Genomic DNA, 20,607 nt, shown 5'->3' on the forward strand with positions numbered 1-20,607 from the left:
TCCAGGGCAACGAGCCAGCCACGCCCGACTTCCGGCGGCGATCCATCCTCCTTGACGGGGTCCAACTTTTGAGCTTTACTGAAACCGGTTTCAAGCAATGAACACCGACGAACAATACCAAGAACAAGAGGTTCCAGGCCCGTGAACGGTCCGTCCCTGCCCACCCGCAGCCGCGTCACCATCAGCGAGGTGGCCGAAGCCGCCGGCGTCTCCAAGGCCACGGTGTCGCGCTATATCGGCGGCGACCGTCAGTTGCTCGCCGATGCCACCGCCCTGCGCATCGAGCAGGCCATCGAACGGCTCGGCTATCGCCCCAACCAGATGGCCCGCGGCCTGAAACGCGGCCGTACCCGGCTGATCGGCATGATCGTCGCCGATATCCTCAATCCCTATTCCGTGGCCGTGATGCATGGCGTGGAAACCGCCTGCCGCCAGCACGGCTACACCCTGGTGGTGTGCAACACCGACCGCAGCACCGAACAGGAAAGCCAGCATCTGGCGGCCCTGCGCTCGTACAACGTCGAAGGACTGATCGTGAATACCCTCGGCCACCACGCCGGCGAGTTGCTGTCCTTGCACAGCGAACTGCCGATGGTGCTGGTGGACCGCAAGGTCGAGGCGTTGCAGGCCGACCTGGTCGGCCTGGACAACCGCGATGCGGTGCAACAGGCCCTGGACCATCTGCAGCAGCGCGGCTACCGCGACCTGCTGCTGGTCAGCGAGCCCCTGGACGGCACCAGCTCGCGCCAGGAGCGCGTCGCGGCTTTCGAGGCCGGGATCGCCCGGAGTCCCTTGCTGCAGGGCCGGGTACTGCAGACCGATGGGGCCTTCCGCGAATCGCTGCGGGATTTTCTCGTCGCCTCAGGACCGGGGCCCAAGGCACTGTTCGCCGCCAACGGCATGGCCGCCCTGAGCGCCACCCGGCAACTGCGCGAATTCGGTTACCGGTTGTTCGAGGAGATCGGTCTGATCGCCCTCGACGACCTCGACTGGTATCCCCTGGTGGGCAGCGGCATCACCGCCCTCGCCCAGCCGACCGAGCGGATCGGCGTGACTGCCTTCGAGTGCCTGCTCGATCGTCTGCGAGGAGCCAGGGGGCCGGCCCGCCATTTCGACTTCAAGGCACAACTGATCGTCCGAGGCTCCACCCACCCACGCGGCTGACAGCCCGCCGGCTGTTTGCCGGCAGGCTGTTCGGTCGAAAATGAAACCGGTTTCAGAGGAATAACCATAATGCCCCTCTACCCCGTCTCCGTGAGTCTTTCCAGCTATGGCGCCAGTCTGGTGCGCGAACGCGGCCAGGCCAGTTTCCTGCCGCTGCTGGCCCAGGCCGGCGCCGCCCGCGCCGAACTGCGCGAGGAACTGTTCGACGCCCCGCCGGACCCGGAGGCCCTGTCCGCCGCCGTCCGCAGCCTGAAGCTCGACTGCCTGTATTCCGCCCCGCTCGAACTGTGGACCGAGCAAGGCCGGCTCAGCGCCGCCCTGGGTCCGACCCTGGAGCGCGCCAGCGCCTGCGGCGCACGCTGGCTGAAGGTCTCGCTCGGCCATTACCGCGCCGGCTACGACCTGGACGAGCTGGCGCAGCAACTGGCGGGACAGTCCGTGCAATTGCTGGTGGAAAACGACCAGACCGCCCAGGGCGGCCGCATCGATGCCCTGCAGGCGCTCTTCGCCGAGGCCGAAACGCGGGATCTCGATATCGGCATGACTTTCGACATCGGCAACTGGCTCTGGCAGACACAGCCGGTCGACGAGGCCGCCCAGCGCCTCGGCCGGCACGTACGCTACGTGCACTGCAAGGCGGTCCGGCACAACGTCGACGGTCGTCTGGTGGCCCTGCCGCCCGACGAAATCGACCTGCAGCAGTGGCTGCGCCTGTTCCGCCAGTTCCCGGTGGGCGTGCCGCGCGCCATCGAGTACCCCCTGCAGGGCGACGACCTGCTGGCCGTCACCCGGCAGCACGTCGAAACCCTCGCCCGCCTTGGCCAGATACAGGAGGAACGCCAGCATGCATGAAGTCGACGTGCTCTGTTTCGGCGAAACCATGGCCATGTTCGTGGCCGAGGACAGCGGCGATCTGGCCCGGGTGGAACGCTTCGGCAAGCGCATCGCCGGCGCCGACAGCAACGTGGCCATCGGCCTGTCGCGGCTGGGCTTCAAGGTCACCTGGCTGAGCCGGGTCGGCGACGACTCGCTGGGCCGCTTCGTGCTCGACAGCCTGACCCGCGAAGGCCTCGACTGCCGTCATGTGCGGATCGACCCGGCGCATCCCACCGGCTTCCAGCTCAAGTCCCGGGAAACCGACGGCAGGGACCCGAAGGTGGAGTATTTCCGGCGCGGCTCGGCGGCCAGCCACCTGTCGATCGCCGACCTGGTGCCCGACCTGCTCAAGGCCCGCCACCTGCACGCCACCGGCATTCCGCCGGCGCTCTCGGAAAGCTGCCGCATGTTGTCCCGCGAACTGATGGAGTGCATGCGCAGCGCCGGGCGCAGCCTGTCCTTCGACCCCAACCTGCGCCCCTCGCTGTGGCCGAGCCAGGCCCGGATGATCGCCGAGATCAACGAACTGGCCGCCCTCGCCCACTGGGTGTTGCCGGGCATCGAGGAAGGCCGCCTGCTGACCGGCTACCAGAGCCCCGCCGACATCGCCGCCTTCTACCTGGAACGCGGCGCCGAGGCGGTGGTGATCAAGCTCGGTCCCGAAGGGGCCTACTACCGCACCGCCGACAGCGAAGGGCGCATCGATGGCGTGCCGGCAACCCGGGTGGTGGACACCGTCGGCGCCGGCGACGCCTTCGCCGTCGGCGTGATCAGCGCCCTGCTCGAAGGGCGCAGCTTTCCGCAAGCCCTCAAGCGCGGCAACGCCTTCGGCAGCCGCGCCGTGCAATGCATCGGCGACATGGAGGGCCTGCCCCGTCGCCACGAACTGTCGGAGGAAACCCTGAACGTCTGACGAACGATCGCCGATCCCGACGGCACCTGCTGCCACAAAAACAACAAGCTCAGGAGACATCCATGCAAAATCCGCGTCTCGCCAGCCGCCGCTGGTGGTATCTCATCCCGGTCATCTTCATCACCTACAGCCTGGCCTACCTGGACCGCGCCAACTACGGCTTCGCCGCCGCCTCCGGCATGGCCGCCGACCTGAACATCACCCCCGGCCTGTCGTCGCTGCTGGGTGCGCTGTTCTTCCTCGGCTACTTCTTCTTCCAGGTGCCCGGCGCCATCTACGCCGAACGGCGCAGCGTGAAGAAGCTGATCTTCGTCAGCCTGATCCTCTGGGGCGGCCTGGCGACTCTCACCGGCGTCATCCCCAACGTCTACCTGCTGATCGCCATCCGCTTCCTGCTCGGCGTGGTCGAGGCCGCGGTGATGCCGGCGATGCTGATCTATCTCTGCCACTGGTTCACCCGGGCCGAGCGCTCGCGGGCCAACACCTTCCTGATCCTCGGCAACCCGGTGACCATCCTCTGGATGTCGGTGGTGTCCGGTTACCTGATCGAACACTTCGACTGGCGCTGGATGTTCATCATCGAAGGCCTGCCGGCGGTGCTCTGGGCCTTCATCTGGTGGCGCCTGGCGGATGACCGTCCGGCCGACGCCAAATGGCTCGACGCCCGGGAGAAGGAGGAACTGCAGCAGGCGCTGGCCGCCGAGCAGCAGGGCCTGAAGCCGGTGAAGAACTACCGCGAAGCATTCCGTTCGCCCAAGGTGATCCTGCTCTCGGTGCAGTACTTCTGCTGGAGCATCGGCGTCTACGGCCTGGTCCTCTGGCTGCCGTCGATCATCAAGGACGCCGCCCAACTGGACATCGTCCAGGCCGGCTGGCTGTCATCGCTGCCCTACCTGGCCGCGGTGATCGGCATGCTCGGCGTGTCCTGGGCCTCGGACCGCTTCCAGCAGCGCAAGTGCTTCGTCTGGCCGCCGCTGCTGATCGCCTCGCTGGCCTTCTACGGCTCCTATGCCCTGGGCAGCGAGCACTTCTGGCTATCCTACGCCCTGCTGGTGCTGGCCGGCGGCTGCATGTACGCCCCCTACGGGCCGTTCTTCGCCATCGTCCCGGAAGTGCTGCCGGTCAACGTCGCCGGCGGCGCCATGGCGCTGATCAACAGCATGGGCGCGCTCGGCTCGTTCGCCGGCTCCTGGCTGGTCGGCTACCTGAACGGCGCCACCGGCAATCCCGGTGCTTCCTTCCTGCTGATGAGCGGCGCGCTGCTGATCGCCGTGCTGCTGACCCTGCTGCTCGACCCCACCAGCGGCGCCCGCCCGGCGCCGCTGTCCGGCCGCCAATTCCGGCCGGCGACCAATTCCTGAGGAATCCGTGTCCATGAAGAACATCGTGCTCTACAAGAAGCTGTCCGCCGAGCTGATGACCCGCCTGCGCCAGCAGGCGCAGGTCACCTGCATCGACGACCTGTCGGCCGACGGCCTGGCCCGCCTGCGCGACGCCCTGCCCGGCGCCCACGGCCTGCTCGGCGCCAGCCTCAGGCTGGATGCCGGACTGCTCGATCTGGCGCCGCAACTGGAAGTCGTCTCCAGCGTCTCGGTGGGGATCGACAACTACGACCAGGACTACCTGACCCGACGCGGCATCCTGCTCACCAATACCCCCGACGTGCTCACCGAAACCACCGCCGACACCGGCTTCGCGCTGATCCTGGCGACCGCCCGGCGGGTCGTCGAACTGGCCGGCTGGGTGCGTGCCGGGCAGTGGCGCAAAAGCATCGGTCCGGCGCACTTCGGCAGCGACGTGCACGGCAAGACCCTCGGCATCGTCGGCATGGGCCGCATCGGCGAGGCCCTGGCCCGCCGCGGGCACTTCGGCTTCGGCATGCCGATCCTCTACCACAGCTCGTCGCCCAAGCCGGAGGTCGAGCAACGCTACGGCGCCGGCTACCGCTCGCTGGAGGCCTTGCTGGCGGAGTCCGACTTCGTCTGCCTGACGCTGCCGCTGACCGCCGCCACCACCGGGCTGATCGGTGCCCGCGAACTGGCGCGGATGCGCCCGGAGGCCATCCTGATTAACATCTCGCGCGGCAAGGTGGTCGACGAGACAGCGCTACTCGAAGCCTTGCAGGCCGGCCGCCTGCGCGGCGCCGGGCTGGATGTGTTCGAGCGCGAGCCGCTGCCCGCCGACTCGCCGTTCCTGCGCCTGGACAACGTGGTGGCGACCCCGCACATCGGTTCGGCCACCCACGAAACCCGCGAGGCCATGGCGCGCTGCGCCGTCGACAACCTGCTGGCGGCGCTGGCCGGCCAGCGTCCGGCCAATCTGGTCAATCCGGCCGCCCTGGAGGTCGTCCGGACCGCGGGCTGATCGCCCACCGACCGCAATTCCCTCTCCCACCCCGGACTTCCCTGCCGCGATCGCGGCCCGGGTGTGGGAGGAATCCGTGCCATCAAGGGACCATAACAACAATGCACAACAACAAGAAACCTCAAAGACAGCGCTACCTGAATTCCATCCTCCACCTCCTGCCCCTGGCGCTCCTGCTGCCCGTCGCAAGCGCCCAGGCCGAACTCCTCGAGGATGCCAAGGGCACCCTGACCCTGCGCAACTTCTACATCCACCGCAACTTCGTCGACGACCGCGCCACCCGCAGCAAGGCCGAGGAATGGACCCAGAGCTTCATCCTCGACCTGCAGTCCGGCTATACCGAAGGCCCGGTCGGCTTCGGCATCGACATCCTCGGCCTCTGGTCGGTCAAGCTCGACGGCGGCAAGGGCACCGGCGGCACCCAGCTTTTGCCCGTCGGCAAGGACGGCAAGCCGGCCGACGACTTCGGCCGCCTGGCGGTGGCCGGCAAGCTGCGCTTCTCGAAGACCGAGGCGAAGCTCGGCGAGTGGTCGCCGGCGCTGCCGATCCTGCGCTCCGACGACGGCCGCTCGCTGCCGCAGACCTTCCAGGGCGGCATGTTCACCTCCAAGGAGATCCGCAACCTGACCCTCTACGGCGGGCGCTTCCGCGGCAACAGCCCGCGCGACGACAGCAGCCTCGAGGACATGAGCTGGGTCGGCAACGCCAGCGTCACCTCCGACCGCTTCAGCTTCGCCGGCGCCGAATACGCCTTCAACGACAACCGCACCCTGCTCGGCGCCTGGTTCGGCCAACTGGAAGACATCTACAAGCAGCGCTACTTCCAGGTAGTGCACAGCCAGCCGCTGGGCAAGGACTGGACCCTGGGCGCCAACCTCGGCTACTTCGACGGCGAGGAGGACGGCAGCGCCCAGGCCGGCGACCTGGACAACAGCCTGCTGACCGGGATGTTCTCGCTCAAGCATGGCGCGCACATCTTCTACCTGGGCCTGCAGCGGGTCGGCGGCGACGACCGCTGGCTGCGGGTCAACGGCACCAGCGGCGGCACGGCGGCCAACGACAGCTACAACGGCAGCTTCGACAACCCCCGCGAGCGCTCCTGGCAAGTGCGCTACGACTACGACTTCGCGCCCCTGGGGATGCCCGGCCTGACCCTGATGACCCGCTACATCAAGGGTCACAACGTGCATGCGGGCGGTATCGACGACGGCGAGGAGTGGAACCGCGAGACCCAGTTGAGCTACGTGGTGCAGAGCGGTCCGGCGAAGAACCTGGCCCTGCGCTGGCGGAACTCGACGGTGCGTCGCGACTGGGGCGCCGACAACAAGTTCGACGACAACCGGCTGATCGTCCAGTACCCGCTCTCGCTGTTCTGAAGAAGACCGAGCATGGCGCCGGCCCCGGGCCAGGCCGCAGGGTGGGAAACTCGCGCGACGACTTTCACCGATATCGCAGCGATCCGGTGGGAAAGGCCCCACGGCCATTTCCCACCCTGCGCACTCGAAAGTTCGATCGAATCGAAGCGCCGTCGCCTGTCGTGCGAAAAAGTACAGATTTTCTGGAAGTTATGCGTTTGTCCCGCTGCCGGATGCCCGTTGTAATTATTTCCATCCTGACTCGCCCCTCGAATGTTCCTCATTCGAGAAGGAAGACCGACAAGGAAAGATAATAACAACAGCCGATCGCACGGTCGGCAGGGAACTCGGCAATCATGAAACATTCATCGAGCCCGAGCGTACAGACCGCTCGAACCCCATCGCTATTTCGTGAGGCGATTCTTCGCCGACGCCATGATGGCGGTAATCCCTCCCCTGAAGCCCTCCAGCGAAGCGAACGAGGCCAGCGCGCCTCGCTCGAACCGGACTCGCCGGACAAGGCGAACCGATTTCCCAAATACCATTCTTTATATCGAGCGACTCATTAACGCTCGTATTTCGAATCGACGGCAGCGGGAAACCCAAAAACAAACGAAAAACTCGCAGGCTTGATGCCAGTCGAGAAAAACTTGTCCGCGGAGCGCCGGAAAAATTCCGCCCCGAATATATTGCCACGCCACGAGGAAAGGCCCCATTCGCCCTCGCGACGGGAGAGATTCGCTTTTCAATCGCAATCGATCGGTAATAAAAACAATGAAGAACCGTAAATATATTTCCCCGCATCAATATTCAAGATCGACCGAAAACATTTTCCAGAGCGGGACGCTGCTTACGCTCTGCGCCTGCCTGACGCTCCCCGTACAGGTCCAGGCCCTGGATTTCAGCGGTTATTCCCGCATCGGCCTCGCCGGCTCGGACGAAGGCGGCACCCAGTCCTGCTTCCAGTTGCCCGGCGCACCGTCCAAATACCGTCTCGGCAACGAGTGCGAAGAATATGCCGAGCTGATCTTCGACCAGGGCCTGCTCGACCTGGGGGACGGCTCGTCGCTCGGCCTGCATACCATGGCGCAGCTTTACAACCAGTACGGCCACGAACTGAAGTTCAGCGACGAGCACGGCTTCAGCCGCCTGAGCGAGTGGTATCTCGAATGGAAGAACATGCCCGTGCTCAACGGTGGCAACTTCTGGATCGGACGGCGCTGGTACAACCGTAACGATATCCACATCTCCGACTACTTCTACTGGAACCAGAGCGGTACCGGCTTCGGTTTCGATCAGGTGGCCATCGGCGACCTCAAGTACAGCTACGTGTTCTCGCGCAAGGACAACCAGGACCAGGAGCCCTACATCAATCGCCACGACTTCAGCGTCAGCGGCTTCAAGACCAACCCGGGCGGCGAACTGACCGTCGGCCTCAACTACCTCCAGAAACCGGACAGCCGCGACGCCCACAGTGGCTGGTCGGCGATCCTGCAGCACAAGCAGAAAGGCTTTCTCGGCGGCCGGGCCAACACCCTTGCGCTGCAATACGGCCGCGGTCCGGGCACCGGCCTGGGCTATACCGGCGATCCGGGCCTGGACAGCAGCGACAAGAGCTGGCGCCTGGTCGAGTATTTCGACTGGCAGACCACCGAGCGGTTCGGCGGCCAGTTCGGCATCGTCTACCAGAAGGACATCCGCCCGGACGGCGACGACCAGCGCTGGCTGTCCATCGGCGTACGGCCGGTCTACGCCTTCAGCGAGCAGTTCAAGCTGATCGCCGAGCTGGGCCGCGACCAGATCAAGGCCCCCGGCGGTACCCGCAAGCTGACCAAGTTCACCATCGCCCCCACCTGGTCGCCGTCGGGGCCGGGCTTCTGGACGCGCCCGGAGATCCGCTTCTACTACACCTACGCGGCCTGGAACGAGGCGGCCCAGCGCGCGGCGACCGCTATGGCTCCCGACTCCGCGCTGTCCGCCAGCGGTCCCTTCGGCTCCGATCGCAACGGCTCCAACTTCGGCGTGCAGATCGAACACTGGTGGAAATGAGCGGGCCATGGGGAAGTCCGATTATCCGAACAGCCTTCGGCGGACCGGAATGGCCATCGATGAGTACGCGGCATGACTCCTCGCGCTCCGGAACGAACATGCATTTCATGCATTATCGGCTCTGAACGCCCGGCATAAGCGGCCGATCCGATCCTGTCGCCGTTCGTGCAAAAAAGTACAGACTTTCGGTAGTTATGAATTTGTCTTGGCGGGGAATGCCCGGTGTAATTCCTTTTACCCGGCTTTCCCGTCGAATAAGTCCATTCGCGGTGGAGGGTCACAATAAAGACAAGATGGCCGATCGCCCGATCGGCAAGGAGTGAATAACAATGAAATCCTCTTTCAGCCCAGGCATGCCTGCTTTTTCCATTGCACTTCTCTCTCGGGAATCCCCGGCAAAGTCCGCTTTCGCTCCATCCGTGGATAACTGGCAGCCATAACGGCGAGATATCCCGAGTCCGAGAAAGTCCCCTCCATAGGTTCGAAGCGCGCGAGAAGCATACTCGCATAGGCGCGAGTTCGTCCTGGGCAAGTATTTTTCGGAATTCCTTGAACGAGGAAATCAGCGGAAGCATCGAAATGAATACAGAAATACACACCCCGGACATCGCCGGCATGAGCGAAGAGCAATTGCCGATTCCGCAACACAAACTTCATGGCTGGACCCATTTCGCGGGGATGTACGCCGCCGAGCACGTCGCGGCGACCGAGTTCGTCATCGGCGCCACTTTCGTGGCGTTGGGCGCCAGGACCACGGATATCCTCCTGGGCTTGCTGATCGGCAATATCCTGGCGGTCCTGAGCTGGCTCCTGATCACCGCGCCGATCGCCGTGGAAACGAGACTGAGCCTGTTCACCTACCTGCACAAGATCGCCGGTGGTTCGATGACGAAACTCTACAACGGGGCGAACGTCGTCATATTCACCGTGATATCCGCGGCGATGATCACCGTGTCGTCGACCGCCGTGCGCTTTTTGTTCGACATACCGGCGCAGTTGAACTGGTTTCCGACCGACCCCTGGTTCGTCGTGATCGTGCTGGGCGTCGGCGCGATCGTGGTCCTGGTCGCCATGTACGGTTTCGAGGCCCTTTCCGACTTCTCGGGAATCTGTGCGCCCTGGCTGTTCGTCATGTTCATCAGCGGCGCGTTCGTGCTGTTGCCGGCCCTGGCCGAGTCGGTTCTGGGCCACACCGGCCTGAACGGCTGGAGCGACTTCATGCGCATCGGCGATCAGTCGATCTGGACCGGGGCGAATGCCCAGGGAGAACCGGGGATCGGGCTGCTCGAGGTGATAGGTTTCGCCTGGACGGCCAATGCCATCACCCACTTCGGCTTGATCGACATGGCCCTGCTGCGCTACGCCAAGAAGAAATCCTACGGCCTCTGCACGGGCGCGGGCATGCTGTTCGGCCACTATATCGCCTGGATCGCCGCGGGGATCATGGGCGCGGGCGCCGCCATCCTCCTGAAGACTTCGATCACCGCCCTGGACCCCGGCGACGTGGCCTACCATGCGCTCGGCCTGTCGGGATTCGTGATCGTGATCGTCGCCGGCTGGACGACCGCCAACTCCAACCTCTACCGGGCCGGTCTGGCGGCGCAGGCAATCTTCCGTGAGCACTCGCGCCAGCAGGCCACGCTGGCCGTCGGCATCGTGACGGTGATCGTCGCCTGTTTCCCCTTCGTCTTTTCGAAGATCCTGCCCTTGCTGACCTATGCGGGCCTGTTGGTGGTGCCGGTCGGGGCCATCGTCTTCGCCGAACACGTCCTGTTTCCCCGCATCGGCCTGACCCGCTACTGGGTGACCTATCGCAAGCTCGGCCACAGCACTCCGGCGGTCGCCTCCTGGGGTGCGGGACTGGTCTTCGGCTTCGGCCTGAACGCACTGGACGTCATCTCGTTCTACTACCTGTTCGTCCCGACCTGGATCTTCACGATCGTCGTCTACACGGTCCTGGCTAAAAAGCACGGCGCTGCGCAGCGGTATCCGCAGGAAGAGGCCGCGTCGCGGGCATTCGACATGAAGGTCAAGGCTTTCCAGGAGGAACAGGCCAGCGCCCAGCGGATGCCGGTCAAGGACAATAGTGCCTTCTCGAAATGGCTGCGCGCCGCGTCCCTCACGAGCCTGGCCATCGCCATGCTGCTGGCTTGCAATACCCTGTTCTTCAGCCAGGACATGGCGGCCTACGAAGCGAACCGCGAGATTTTCTACGATGCGGGATTCGCCTGCACCCTGGTTTATTTCGCGGCCGCCTATTGGGCGATGCGCCGGCAGAAAGCGCTTGCCGAAACCCGGGAGCCGGAGCAACCCGCTCTGCTCTGCGAATAGCCAGCGGCGTTTTCTCGAGGAAATACCGGCCAGTCGGCCCGGAGCGGCGATAAGCGGTCCGCGATACACCCGGAAACCAGGGTTCTGCCCTGGTTTCCGTGTCTTGGCTGCGTACGCCCATCCATACCAAGCGGCAAATTCCCTGTCCCGCCCGCTCCAACCCCGCGGATACTTCAGATCACGACCTGCCAATCACGCTCGGTACATCACTCCGCACGATACCGGAGCGTACCTGACTTGCTAAAAACGATACGCCACGAATAAGATAGCGCTACCCTAACGAATGGCTGGCATTCGCGTATCGATCGGCCAGTTCTTCCCTATCTCGCCCATTGCTCCGGAAACGTCGGCGCCGGACGAGCAGGGACAAAAACAACAAGAAGGGAGACAGACAAGCTTTGCAGGGGTCCACCCGCAAAGACAGCGCTGCCTCAATACAAGGTTTCCGATGGCTATCTTCGACCACGCGCCTGTCCCGCTTCAGGCATTCGCCATGCGTACCTCCGCCGCTCGCGAGCGTGCCGGGTTCCACTCCCCTTTCCTCCTTCGACGCTTGCAGACACCGGTGCCGCGCCAGGCGATTCGCCCTGTACCGACGCCGTCCCGTTGCCTGTGCGAAGACAGAGCGGTCCCGCCGCCTCGTGCCTGAAGCGGTTTCGCCCATCGACGCCGCCGGACGGCGGCTCCTTCGAATTCCCACACAAGAAAAAGAGAAGGTCATATGCAACAACCAGCTAGATTCCGCAAAACACTGCTGAGCGTCCTGATCGGCGCACTGGGAATCGCCCAGGCCGCCGGGGCGGCCAACATGGCCCCCGGCGCGCCGGGCGCGGCGCCGTTCTGGTCCTATTCGGGCAAGACCGGCATCGGTACTTCCTACGAGCAGTACGAGGACGGCCAGTACTCGCCGCAAGCGGCCACCGGCGAAGTCTCGAAGGTCTGGTTCTCCCTGGCCCGGGGGGTCGTCACCGAAACCATGTTCGGGCTGATCCACGAAGCCCAGCTCCGCGAAATGCAACTGGTGATCCAGGGCCCCGACTTCCTGGACCTGGAAGCGCAGGACACCGACAGCGAGATCCACTATCTGTCGGTCGACGATCAGGGCCGCCCCACCTCACTGGCCTACAAGATCGTCAACCGCGACAGGCAGGGCCGCTACGAGATCGAGAAGCACATCTTCACCGACCCGGACGCCGATTCGCTGGTGATACGGGTCATCTTCCGCAGCCAGGAGCCGGGCATCCAGGCCTATGTGCACATCGATCCGGCCATCGGCAACGACGGCAGTGGCGACAGCGCCTTCGTCGACGGGCAGGCGCTGTACGCCCGGGAGGGCGAGACCACCCTGGTGGTCAAGGCCAGCCGCCCTCTGGAACAACCCACCGTCGGCTTCGCCGGAGTTTCCGACGGCCTGACCGACCTCAAGGACGGCAAGCTCGAAAACCGCTACGACAGCACCGGGGATGCTGCTGGTAACGTCACCATGCTGGCCCGCCTGCCCTTGGCGGGCAGCGAAACCACCCTCGACCTGGTGGTCGGCTTCGGCAAGAACCGCCAGCAGGCCGACCGGGCGGCAGATGCGACGCTGGCGCGCGGCTACGCCGAGGTGCTGGCCCACTACAACGGCGAGGGCGAGGCGATCGGCTGGCGGGACTACCTGGCCTCCCTTTCCGGCCTGCCGGCCATGTACGCGCAGAGTGCCGACAACGGCAAGCTGCTCAACGTCAGCGCCATGGTGCTCAAGGCACAGGAAGACAAGAGCAACGCCGGAGCGCTGATCGCCTCCCTGTCCAACCCCTGGGGCGAGACGGTGCCGGCGGAAAGCGGCACCACCGGCTACAAGGCGGTCTGGCCGCGCGATTTCTACCAGTGCGCGATGGCGCTGCTGGCCCTCGGCGACCGGCAGACACCGCAGGTCGCCTTCGAATACCTGAAGAAGGTCCAGGTCAGCGAAGCCACCTCTCTCACGCAGGGCGACACTTCGGCCTACATCCACGAGCAGAAGCAGGAAGGCAAGACCGAAGACGCCGGCCCCGGCGCCACCGGCTGGTTCCTGCAGAAGACCCACGTCGATGGCGAGATCGAATGGGTCGGGGTCCAGCTCGACCAGACCGCCATGCCCATCATGCTGGGATACAAGCTGTGGAAGGCCGGGATACTGGACGACGCCCGGATCAAGCACTGGTACCAGAACATGCTCAAGCCGGCGGCGGAATTCCTGACCAGGGGCGGCCAGGTGAAGGTCGGCTGGAACGACTGGAAGGTCGTCCCGCCGCAGACCCAGCAGGAACGCTGGGAAGAGCAATGGGGCTACTCGCCCTCGACCACGGCGGCGGTCATCGCCGGCCTGGTGGCGGCCTCCGAAGTCGCCGGCCATGCCGGGGATGGCGAGGCGGCGCAGCGTTTCCTGGACGCCGCGAAGGGCTATTCCGACAAGCTGGAGGCGAGCATGGTCACCCGGAAAGGCAGCCTGGGTGACGGGCACTACTATCTGCGCATCACCCAGAACGACGACCCCGACGACGGCGCCCCCCTGCTCGACAACAACAGCCGCCCCGGATTGCCGGAACATCAGGTGCTCGATGCCGGCTTCCTGGAGCTGGTGCGCTACGGCGTACGCCCCGCCACCGACCCGAACATCGTCGGCAGCCTGGACGAACTCGATAGCCAGGAGCTGCCGGAAAACCTGAAGGTCAAATACCTGTTCAGCTATCCGGGCGTCGAGGGCGAATTCCCCGGCTGGCGCCGCTACGGCAACGACGGCTACGGCGAGAGCGAAATTTCCGCCATCAACTTCCCGGCCACCGAGGCCCCGCAGATGAACTCCGGGCTGCGCGGCCGCGTCTGGCCGATCTTCACCGGCGAGCGCGGCCATTACGAGTTGGCCCGCAGCAAGGCCCGCTTGCCGGCAGGAATCGAGGCACTGAGCGCCGAGCAACTGGCGCAGTTGAGGAACACTTACGTCAAGGCCATGGAGCTGTTCGCCAACGAGGGCCTGATGCTGCCGGAGCAGGTCTGGGACGGCGTAGGCGACAACAGCCGCCACGGCTACGTGAAGGGCGAAGGCACGGACTCGGCCACGCCCCTGGCCTGGAGCCATGCCGAATACGTCAAGCTGGTCCGCTCGCTGACCGACCAGAAGGTCTGGGATCACTACCCGGTCGTCCCGGAAAAACTCGCCAGATGAGTTGAGCCCCACCCGGCGCCGGGCTGCTCCGCCACGCGGCCCGGTGCCCCTCCATAACGACAATGGAAAATCCAGATGCCAAAACATGCCTGCGCGACGTCCGAGGCGTCGTCCTCGCCTGCGTTTTCTCTCTCCCGTCGCCGCCTGCTGGGCGCGACCTGCACTGGCGCCTTGCTACTCATTGGCCCGCTCGCTCCGGCCTGGGCGACGCCCTCCGAAACCGGCTTGGCGACCTTCATGGAGCTGTCCAGACGCCTCACCGGGCGCGACGACCTCGACGCCCGATTCGGCCAGCGTCTCCACGACACCCTGGTCGAGCGCGACGCAGACTTCGCCACGCGTCTCGGCGAACTGCGGAACGGGCTCGACCAGACCCATACCCAGGAACTGGAGGGCACAACCCGGAACACGGCCCGGCAGATTCTTTCCGCCTGGTATCTCGGCATGGTCGGCAACGATCACCGCGCCACGCTGGTCGGCTACCCGGACGCCCTGATGTTCAAGGCCGCCGGCGGCGTCCTGAAGCTGCGGGCCTTCTGCTTCGGCATGCCCGGCGCCTGGGCCGGGAAGCCGGTCTTCGGGAGGACCTGAGCATGGCCAACGCACAACAAGCCGATTTCGTCGTCGTCGGCTCCGGCGTGGCCGGCGCCCTGATCGCCCAGCAACTGGCCCTGGCCGGCAAGGACATGCTGATCCTCGAAGCCGGCCCAGCAGGAGATGACCTCGCTGATCGACTTCCGCGACGGGCCGTTCCGCAGCCGGTACGCCGCGAAGAAGATTCACCTGTCGAACATGTCGCCGCTGGAGCGGATCGCCGGCGAGCTGATCCACGAAGGCCCCCTGCTTTTCGGTGCGGAACTGGAGGCGAAGATCCGTGACCGGGTCGCCCGCTCGGTGCGCTTCGACAGCTTCCACGAAATCCTGCCCGACCCGAGAAACCGCATCGTGCCCAGCGCCACCGAGCGCATGGCCGGCATTCCCAAGCCGGAATTCACCTACGCGCTGGACGACTACGTGCGCCGGAGCGCCGCACACACCCGCGAGGTCTACGCCCGGGCGGCGAAGCTGCTGGGCGGCAGCGAGGTGGTGTTCGAGGACCACTTCGCCAACAACAACCACATCGCCGGCACCGCCCTGATGGGTAACGATCCGAAGACCTCGGTGGTCGACAGGGACTGTCGCAGCCACGACCACGCCAATCTCTATATCGCCGGCGGCGCGGTGATGCCCAGCGTGGGCTCGGTGAACACCACCCTGACCATCGCCGCCCTTGCCCTACGCCTGGCCGAGCGCCTGAAACAGGCCTGAGCCCTCTGCGCACGCAGGGATGCGTGCAGCCTCCCGCCAGCCCTGGAACGCCAGCACGAAGTTCATCGTGGGCGTATCGATCCTGCTTGTCCGGAATCGGCAGTTACCGGCAAACGGACCTTGAGAAAACATGCGCGACGGCCTTTACTCTGAAGCAAAGCGCAAGAACTCATATATCGAAACACTCTAAAATCACCCATCACAAGATCGAACAATCGGTAAAGTTCGGCCAATCCATTTATCGCCCCCTATGCACTTGCCTGTTGAAATAGATATCCATAGGTGCATTCTTCTCTCTATCCGGATCGACGAACAGGGCATGCTGTACTGAAAGAGTGCGAGGAGCTTGAAACATGAGCAAGCAAGTAACCGAGCTGAAACGATGCTTTCGACGGGAAGTGGATACATTTCTGGACAATATGGCTTGCTGCAGGCTGGAAACGCTGGACTCTGAAACCCTGGAGCGGATCGAGCTGGTTCGTTTGTACGGCCGGATGATCGACGCGGCGCTGGATCTGGAGCAGCTCTTGCGCGTCGGAGACAAGCTGTTCGAGCTGCTCTCGGCGTCCCCGCAAAAGACCGTACATTGAGTGATCGCTTTGGACGGTGACTCTTGAAAAGGCGGAACGACTTGGCAAGTTCGGAGCGTACAAAGTCGTCCTCGCGATGACTTGTTACCAGTACCGGAGGCATGGCCATGAACAACTTCGAGCTGGAAGTGGAAATAGCGCAGGTTATAACCCAGGATGGGACCGTGGTACTCAGGTTGAGCAGCCAGGATAACGTGCATGATCTGTACATCCACCCGTCGAGCGCCCGCGAACTCGGGCTCTGCCTGATCCAGGCCGCTGAAAGCACCGTGACGGACCCGTCCTTGCTGCAACTGTTCGACAATTGGAAAAAGGCATCGGGCGAATGAAGGGCCATTCCCGGTCGCGTTCCGTTTTTCAGCCTTGTCATGACCCTGGATGAGCCGAGGCGCCGTACGAATGTCGGCGATACCCGAGCGGATCGATGGCACGGCGCCGCGATCGAGCCCGCAAGGGGTGTCGCGTGCCTGCCGGCTCCGCACCGGCAGGCCGCGAAAGCGCTATCCCGGCAAGGCGAAAGGCTCGTTCAAAGCGTGAAAACCTCGCGCCGGAGCGATTCCCAGGAGGACTTGTCCGGTGCGATCAGCAAGCCGCCGTCCAGATGGTGCGGCAGATAGGGTGTTCCATCGAAACGGGCGACGTAGGCCCCCGCCTCCTGGCAGATCAGGGCGCCGGCCAGATGATCCCAGGGCATCAGCTTGTAATACATCAGGTAATGCACGTGACCCGCGGCGAAGGTCCGGTGTTCGTGCGCCGCGCAGCGGTAGTTGGCGACGAAGCGGACCTTGGACAGGTTCGCGAGGATTTGCGGCTGCCGGTCCTTCGGCAGATAGCCGGTCGAGGCCATGCCGACCATCTGGTCGAGCGCGACCGGGGCGGCCACGGAAAGCCGCTGCGCCTCGCCGTCCGGCCGCCTCAGCCAGGCGCCGCCGCCTTTCTCCGCCATCACCCAGTCATCGCCCATGGGATCGTAGATGATGCCGGCGATCGTCTCGCCGGCGAGAACGACCGAGGCCATGACGCCGAACGCCGGGATACCCGAGGCGAAGTTGAACGTACCATCGACGGGATCGACGACGATGGCGAGTTCGGCATCCTTCAGCCTGTCCAGCAGCGCGGGTTCCGCCGCGACCGACTCCTCGCCGACGAACAGGGCGTCCGGCCAGAGCCTTGCGCTCTCCGCCTTCATCATGCGTTCGGCCTGTTCATCGGCCTCTGTCACGAGATCCGTCGCTTCGCTCTTGGATCGCACGTCGGCGCTGCCCAGGCGTCGGAAACGGGGCACTATCTCGGCTTTCGCCGCCCGCCGCAGCAGGTCGGCGAGCATCGTCACATCAACTTTCGAAGTCATTGCATGTCCTGTGTGGAGACAGTGGGGACGCTCAGGTTACGACCATTGGCACGAAGCTCAAAGCCGGTCCCGGCAATTCGCGGCACGAGGTCCGAAGCGCCCCGGGCTCTCTTTCGAGCGAGGATCTCACAGGCGTTGCTGCGTCTCGCCATCCGCGTCGGCCAGCACCTCGACGAAGGTGTCCAGCCTGAAATGCTTGCGGATGGCGGCATTGACCTGTTCCAGGCGGATGCGCGCGAAGTCCTCGTTGCGCTCCGCCCAGGGCTGCAGGGTGGCACCTTCGTGAAGCAGCCTTTGCAGCAGGGACAGGACGCCCCGCTCCTGGCCGAAGTTCAGGCGCCGCTCGTGCAGGATGGCTTGCCGGGCCTGCTCGAGCTCCTGTTCGGTGATGCCATGCTCGATCAGCCGGGCGACCTCGTCCTTGACCAGGTCGGCCAGGCGCCGGCCCTGGCCCAGCGGATAATCGGCCTGGATGGCGACCCAGCCGGCATGGTCGAGCGGATCGACCCGAATCGAGGTACGGACGTCGTAACTCAGCTTTTCCCCTTCGCGCAGGCGTTGTCCCAGGCGCGAAACCAGCGGGTGGCGGCCGAGGATGCGTTCGGCGATGAACAGGGCGGCCTGCTCTTGCGACTGGCTGCCGGCATCGAAATGCAGGCGGGCGAGGTAGTAGCCGGTCCGTGGCGCCTCGGCATGTACATGCAGGCGGGCGGCGGAGACGTTCCGGTAGGGACGGGCCGGCCTGGCGTAGCGGGCCTTGCTGTTCCAGTCGCCGAACAGACGCCGTACCTGCCGCTCCACCTGCTGCGGGTCGAAGTTGCCGGAAAGCACGAACTCGCCACGATCCGCACCGTAGAAATCCCGGTGAAAGGCCAGTACGTCATCGCGGCCCAGTGGTCGCAGGGCGACGAGCATTTCCGCCGACTCGGCATGGCGGCGCACGTCGCCGACGGGATAGGGAGCGGCATGCCGGTTCAGGTACAGGGCGGCGACCGCGGCCGGCTGGGACAGCGCGGTGCGCCGCAAACGCTTGGCCAAGTCGAATTCCGTTGCCGGGAAGGCGGGATGCCTGAGGATATCGGCGATCAGTTCGAGCAGCGTGGGCAGATCGTCCCGTCCGGCGGAGAAGTGCACGGTCAGCAGTTCCCCTTCCGGCTTGATCAACACGGTGGCCCCCATGCGAGTGACCTGATCGACGATCTGCTGGTAACTGTGGCTCTGCGTGCCGCGGGCCAGCAAGGCGCCGACCAGATCCGCCAGGGCCCGCTTGCCGAACAGGCCGGTTTCATCGCCGAAGCGCAGGTTCAGCACACCCTGTACGGGTTTGCCGGAATCCGGCAAGGGGCGCAGGACCAGTTTCAGGCCGTTGTCTAGGCTGGTACGGCGGATGGTGCTTTCCACCGCCATGACCTGCCGGTTGAAAGCGGCCAGATCCACCGGCTCGGCGCCGTCTCCCACGCGGCTCGTGGGGGCGGCGGTCGCCGAAGAGGATCGCGCGGGCGAGGCAGCGGGAGCCGGGTCGCGCTTCTCCCGAGGGGCACTCTGCGCGGATGCGACGCGCAGCTCGCCGACGATGCGCCGATCGCTGCGGAAATGGCTTTGCGCCTGCTGCTGTACCTCGGCGGCCGTCAGGCGGGCGATGCGCTCATAGTGGTTCAAGAACAGTTGCCAGTCGCCCAGCGCCGCGTGTTCGGCGAGCAGATCGGCCAGGGTGGCGTGGTCCTTGAGCACGCGGGCCTTCGCCGGCTGCACGCTGCTCTTGAAGCGTTGCAGTTCCGCTTCGTCGATGGGCTGGCGCGCCAGCCCTTCCAGTTGGGCGACCAGCGCAGCCTGGGCCGCAGCCATGGACTGTCCCTTGGCCAGGGGCGCCGCGACCAGGAAATAGCCGCCCTGGCGGAAACTGAGGGTCTGGGCCACGACACCGGCGGTCTTGTCGGCGACCACCAGTTCCCGGTACAGGCGCCCATGGGGTTCGGAGGCGAGGATGTCGGCCAGGGGCGCGAGCATGGCATTGGCCGGGGCCGAGGCGGCGGCCAGCGGATAGGCCAGGGCGATCCACTCGGTGTTACCGCCCTCGGTCCGCGCGACGGCGGCCTTGCCGGGCGAGGTCGCCACCCGGGGCGCAGCGATGGCTTGGCCGGGCAGCCCGGCGAAATGCCGCTCGATCGCTTGCAGGGCCTTGTCGGCCTCGAAGCGGCCGGTGATGACGATCAGCGCGTTGCCCGGCTGGTAATGACGGGCGTAGAAGGCGCGCAGGTCCTCCACATCGATCCGCCGTAGCTCCTCGCGACTGCCCAGCACCGGACGGCCGAACCCCGTACCGGGCATCGCCGCGGCCAGCATGCCCTGGGTCAGGGCGGTCAGGGGAACATCCTGGGTTTGCTCCAGTTCGCGCAGCACGACCTCCCGCTCGGCATCGAGCTCCGCCTGCCCGAAGCGGGTATTGCGCATGCGCTCGGCTTCCTGTGCGATCAGGTAGTCCAGCGTGCCCTGCTCGGCGGCCAGCAGGGCGGCATAGCGGGTGCGGTCGTAGCTGGTGGTGGCGTTGAAGCGGATGCCGCGCCGATTCAGCCCCTCGATCAACTGCTTGTCCGCCCCCTTGGCCAGCAGATGCTCGAGCAGATGGGCCGTACCGGACTTGCCCGGCGGATCGGCCAGGGAACCACTGAGGTAAAGCATGTTGAAGGCAATGGCCGGGCTGGCCGCATCGGGAGCGAGGATCACCCGCAGACCATTCTCCAGGCGGTATTCGCTGATACCGTCGCGCTGCACCACCGGGGCGGAAATGTCAGCTTGTACGGTGGGGATGCAGAATAGTGTCCATACCAGGATCAGATAACGGTTCTTGAGCATAAGATAATCAATAGTCCTTTAATCTTGGAAAGCATCCATCAAGGTTCGGAACTTCGCTCGCCAACGGAAAGACGAATGAAGTAACGAACCAGCCCGAGTGCCGGTGTTCAGCACGGCAAACTCCAAACCGATCCTTTATCCGGCCATCACCAGCAGCCCAGCCCTACGAAACTCATCCGGCGGATTTATCCAAAAGCTTTATCAGCCATGAAGAGCAAAGCCATGAAAAACAGCATCATCAAGCCTTACGCATGAGCCCAAGGAAA

15 protein-coding genes are annotated in these 20,607 nt (G+C 64.9%); 13 read left to right on the forward strand and 2 right to left on the reverse strand.

What is annotated here, in order from left to right; genetic code table 11:
- The first annotated feature begins 141 nt into the window (after positions 1–141).
- The 13 genes from AVCA_RS12265 (at position 142) to AVCA_RS12325 (ending at position 16,466) form a co-directional block, all read left to right on the forward strand.
- On the forward strand, positions 142–1,164 hold the full coding sequence (locus AVCA_RS12265; protein ID WP_012701252.1) for a LacI family DNA-binding transcriptional regulator: 1,023 nt from the start codon (positions 142–144) through the stop codon (positions 1,162–1,164).
- Positions 1,165–1,233: 69 nt separating this feature from the next.
- Positions 1,234–2,016 carry a sugar phosphate isomerase/epimerase family protein gene (locus tag AVCA_RS12270; RefSeq protein WP_012701253.1) on the forward strand — a complete coding sequence of 261 codons (783 nt, stop codon included), beginning with the start codon at positions 1,234–1,236 and terminating at the stop codon, positions 2,014–2,016.
- Positions 2,009–2,953, forward strand: a complete 945-nt coding sequence (locus tag AVCA_RS12275) for a sugar kinase (RefSeq protein ID WP_012701254.1) — start codon at positions 2,009–2,011, stop codon at positions 2,951–2,953. Before AVCA_RS12270 ends, AVCA_RS12275 begins: the two co-directional genes overlap by 8 nt.
- A 62-nt stretch (positions 2,954–3,015) precedes the next feature.
- Entirely contained in the window at positions 3,016–4,314 is a 1,299-nt protein-coding gene (locus tag AVCA_RS12280) for an MFS transporter (RefSeq protein ID WP_012701255.1), read from the forward strand.
- Positions 4,315–4,327: 13 nt separating this feature from the next.
- Positions 4,328–5,317 (forward strand): 2-hydroxyacid dehydrogenase, encoded by a 990-nt coding sequence (locus AVCA_RS12285; RefSeq protein WP_012701256.1) that lies wholly within the window; start codon positions 4,328–4,330, stop codon positions 5,315–5,317.
- A 101-nt stretch (positions 5,318–5,418) separates the two neighbouring features.
- Positions 5,419–6,693: an OprD family porin gene (locus tag AVCA_RS12290; RefSeq protein WP_012701257.1), complete on the forward strand. Its 1,275-nt coding sequence runs from the start codon at positions 5,419–5,421 to the stop codon at positions 6,691–6,693.
- 753 nt (positions 6,694–7,446) lie between these two features.
- A complete protein-coding gene (locus AVCA_RS12295; protein ID WP_012701259.1) occupies positions 7,447–8,721 on the forward strand; it encodes a maltoporin in 1,275 nt (424 codons plus the stop codon).
- A gap of 579 nt (positions 8,722–9,300) precedes the next feature.
- A complete protein-coding gene (locus AVCA_RS12300; RefSeq protein ID WP_050764413.1) occupies positions 9,301–11,052 on the forward strand; it encodes a purine-cytosine permease family protein in 1,752 nt (583 codons plus the stop codon).
- A gap of 721 nt (positions 11,053–11,773) precedes the next feature.
- A complete protein-coding gene (locus AVCA_RS12305) occupies positions 11,774–14,239 on the forward strand; it encodes a glucan 1,4-alpha-glucosidase (RefSeq protein WP_012701263.1) in 2,466 nt (821 codons plus the stop codon).
- 75 nt (positions 14,240–14,314) lie between these two features.
- A complete protein-coding gene (locus AVCA_RS12310; protein ID WP_012701264.1) occupies positions 14,315–14,830 on the forward strand; it encodes a sugar dehydrogenase complex small subunit in 516 nt (171 codons plus the stop codon).
- A gap of 126 nt (positions 14,831–14,956) precedes the next feature.
- Positions 14,957–15,547: a GMC oxidoreductase gene (locus AVCA_RS12315; RefSeq protein ID WP_081434886.1), complete on the forward strand. Its 591-nt coding sequence runs from the start codon at positions 14,957–14,959 to the stop codon at positions 15,545–15,547.
- 353 nt (positions 15,548–15,900) lie between these two features.
- Positions 15,901–16,137, forward strand: a complete 237-nt coding sequence (locus AVCA_RS12320; protein WP_012701265.1) for a hypothetical protein — start codon at positions 15,901–15,903, stop codon at positions 16,135–16,137.
- A 107-nt stretch (positions 16,138–16,244) separates the two neighbouring features.
- Positions 16,245–16,466 carry a hypothetical protein gene (locus AVCA_RS12325; protein ID WP_231876353.1) on the forward strand — a complete coding sequence of 74 codons (222 nt, stop codon included), beginning with the start codon at positions 16,245–16,247 and terminating at the stop codon, positions 16,464–16,466.
- A 197-nt stretch (positions 16,467–16,663) separates the two neighbouring features.
- Here the strand turns inward: AVCA_RS12325 and AVCA_RS12330 are convergent, their stop codons facing one another.
- Both AVCA_RS12330 and AVCA_RS12335 read right to left on the reverse strand, forming a co-directional pair.
- Positions 16,664–17,464, reverse strand: coding sequence for an inositol monophosphatase family protein (locus tag AVCA_RS12330; RefSeq protein ID WP_231876354.1), 801 nt, complete (start codon positions 17,462–17,464; stop codon positions 16,664–16,666).
- Positions 17,465–17,614: 150 nt separating this feature from the next.
- Complete coding sequence (locus AVCA_RS12335) at positions 17,615–20,341, reverse strand: M16 family metallopeptidase (RefSeq protein WP_012701268.1); 2,727 nt, start codon at positions 20,339–20,341, stop codon at positions 17,615–17,617.
- Positions 20,342–20,607 lie beyond the last annotated feature (266 nt).

Origin of the sequence: Azotobacter vinelandii CA, from assembly GCF_000380335.1 — a bacterium.
Taxonomy (GTDB): domain Bacteria; phylum Pseudomonadota; class Gammaproteobacteria; order Pseudomonadales; family Pseudomonadaceae; genus Azotobacter; species Azotobacter vinelandii.

Bases quoted from the DNA above. Each gene is read 5' to 3' on its own strand.
- AVCA_RS12300 (WP_050764413.1), top strand. From the start codon at position 9,301: ATGAATACAGAAATACACACCCCGGACATCGCCGGCATGAGCGAAGAG.
- AVCA_RS12325 (WP_231876353.1), top strand. From the start codon at position 16,245: ATGAACAACTTCGAGCTGGAAGTGGAAATAGCGCAGGTTATAACCCAG.
- AVCA_RS12280 (WP_012701255.1), top strand. From the start codon at position 3,016: ATGCAAAATCCGCGTCTCGCCAGCCGCCGCTGGTGGTATCTCATCCCG.
- AVCA_RS12320 (WP_012701265.1), top strand. From the start codon at position 15,901: ATGAGCAAGCAAGTAACCGAGCTGAAACGATGCTTTCGACGGGAAGTG.
- AVCA_RS12290 (WP_012701257.1), top strand. From the start codon at position 5,419: ATGCACAACAACAAGAAACCTCAAAGACAGCGCTACCTGAATTCCATC.
- AVCA_RS12285 (WP_012701256.1), top strand. From the start codon at position 4,328: ATGAAGAACATCGTGCTCTACAAGAAGCTGTCCGCCGAGCTGATGACC.
- AVCA_RS12315 (WP_081434886.1), top strand. From the start codon at position 14,957: ATGACCTCGCTGATCGACTTCCGCGACGGGCCGTTCCGCAGCCGGTAC.
- AVCA_RS12330 (WP_231876354.1), bottom strand. From the start codon at position 17,464: ATGCTCGCCGACCTGCTGCGGCGGGCGGCGAAAGCCGAGATAGTGCCC.
- AVCA_RS12295 (WP_012701259.1), top strand. From the start codon at position 7,447: ATGAAGAACCGTAAATATATTTCCCCGCATCAATATTCAAGATCGACC.
- AVCA_RS12310 (WP_012701264.1), top strand. From the start codon at position 14,315: ATGCCAAAACATGCCTGCGCGACGTCCGAGGCGTCGTCCTCGCCTGCG.
- AVCA_RS12305 (WP_012701263.1), top strand. From the start codon at position 11,774: ATGCAACAACCAGCTAGATTCCGCAAAACACTGCTGAGCGTCCTGATC.
- AVCA_RS12335 (WP_012701268.1), bottom strand. From the start codon at position 20,341: ATGCTCAAGAACCGTTATCTGATCCTGGTATGGACACTATTCTGCATC.
- AVCA_RS12275 (WP_012701254.1), top strand. From the start codon at position 2,009: ATGCATGAAGTCGACGTGCTCTGTTTCGGCGAAACCATGGCCATGTTC.
- AVCA_RS12270 (WP_012701253.1), top strand. From the start codon at position 1,234: ATGCCCCTCTACCCCGTCTCCGTGAGTCTTTCCAGCTATGGCGCCAGT.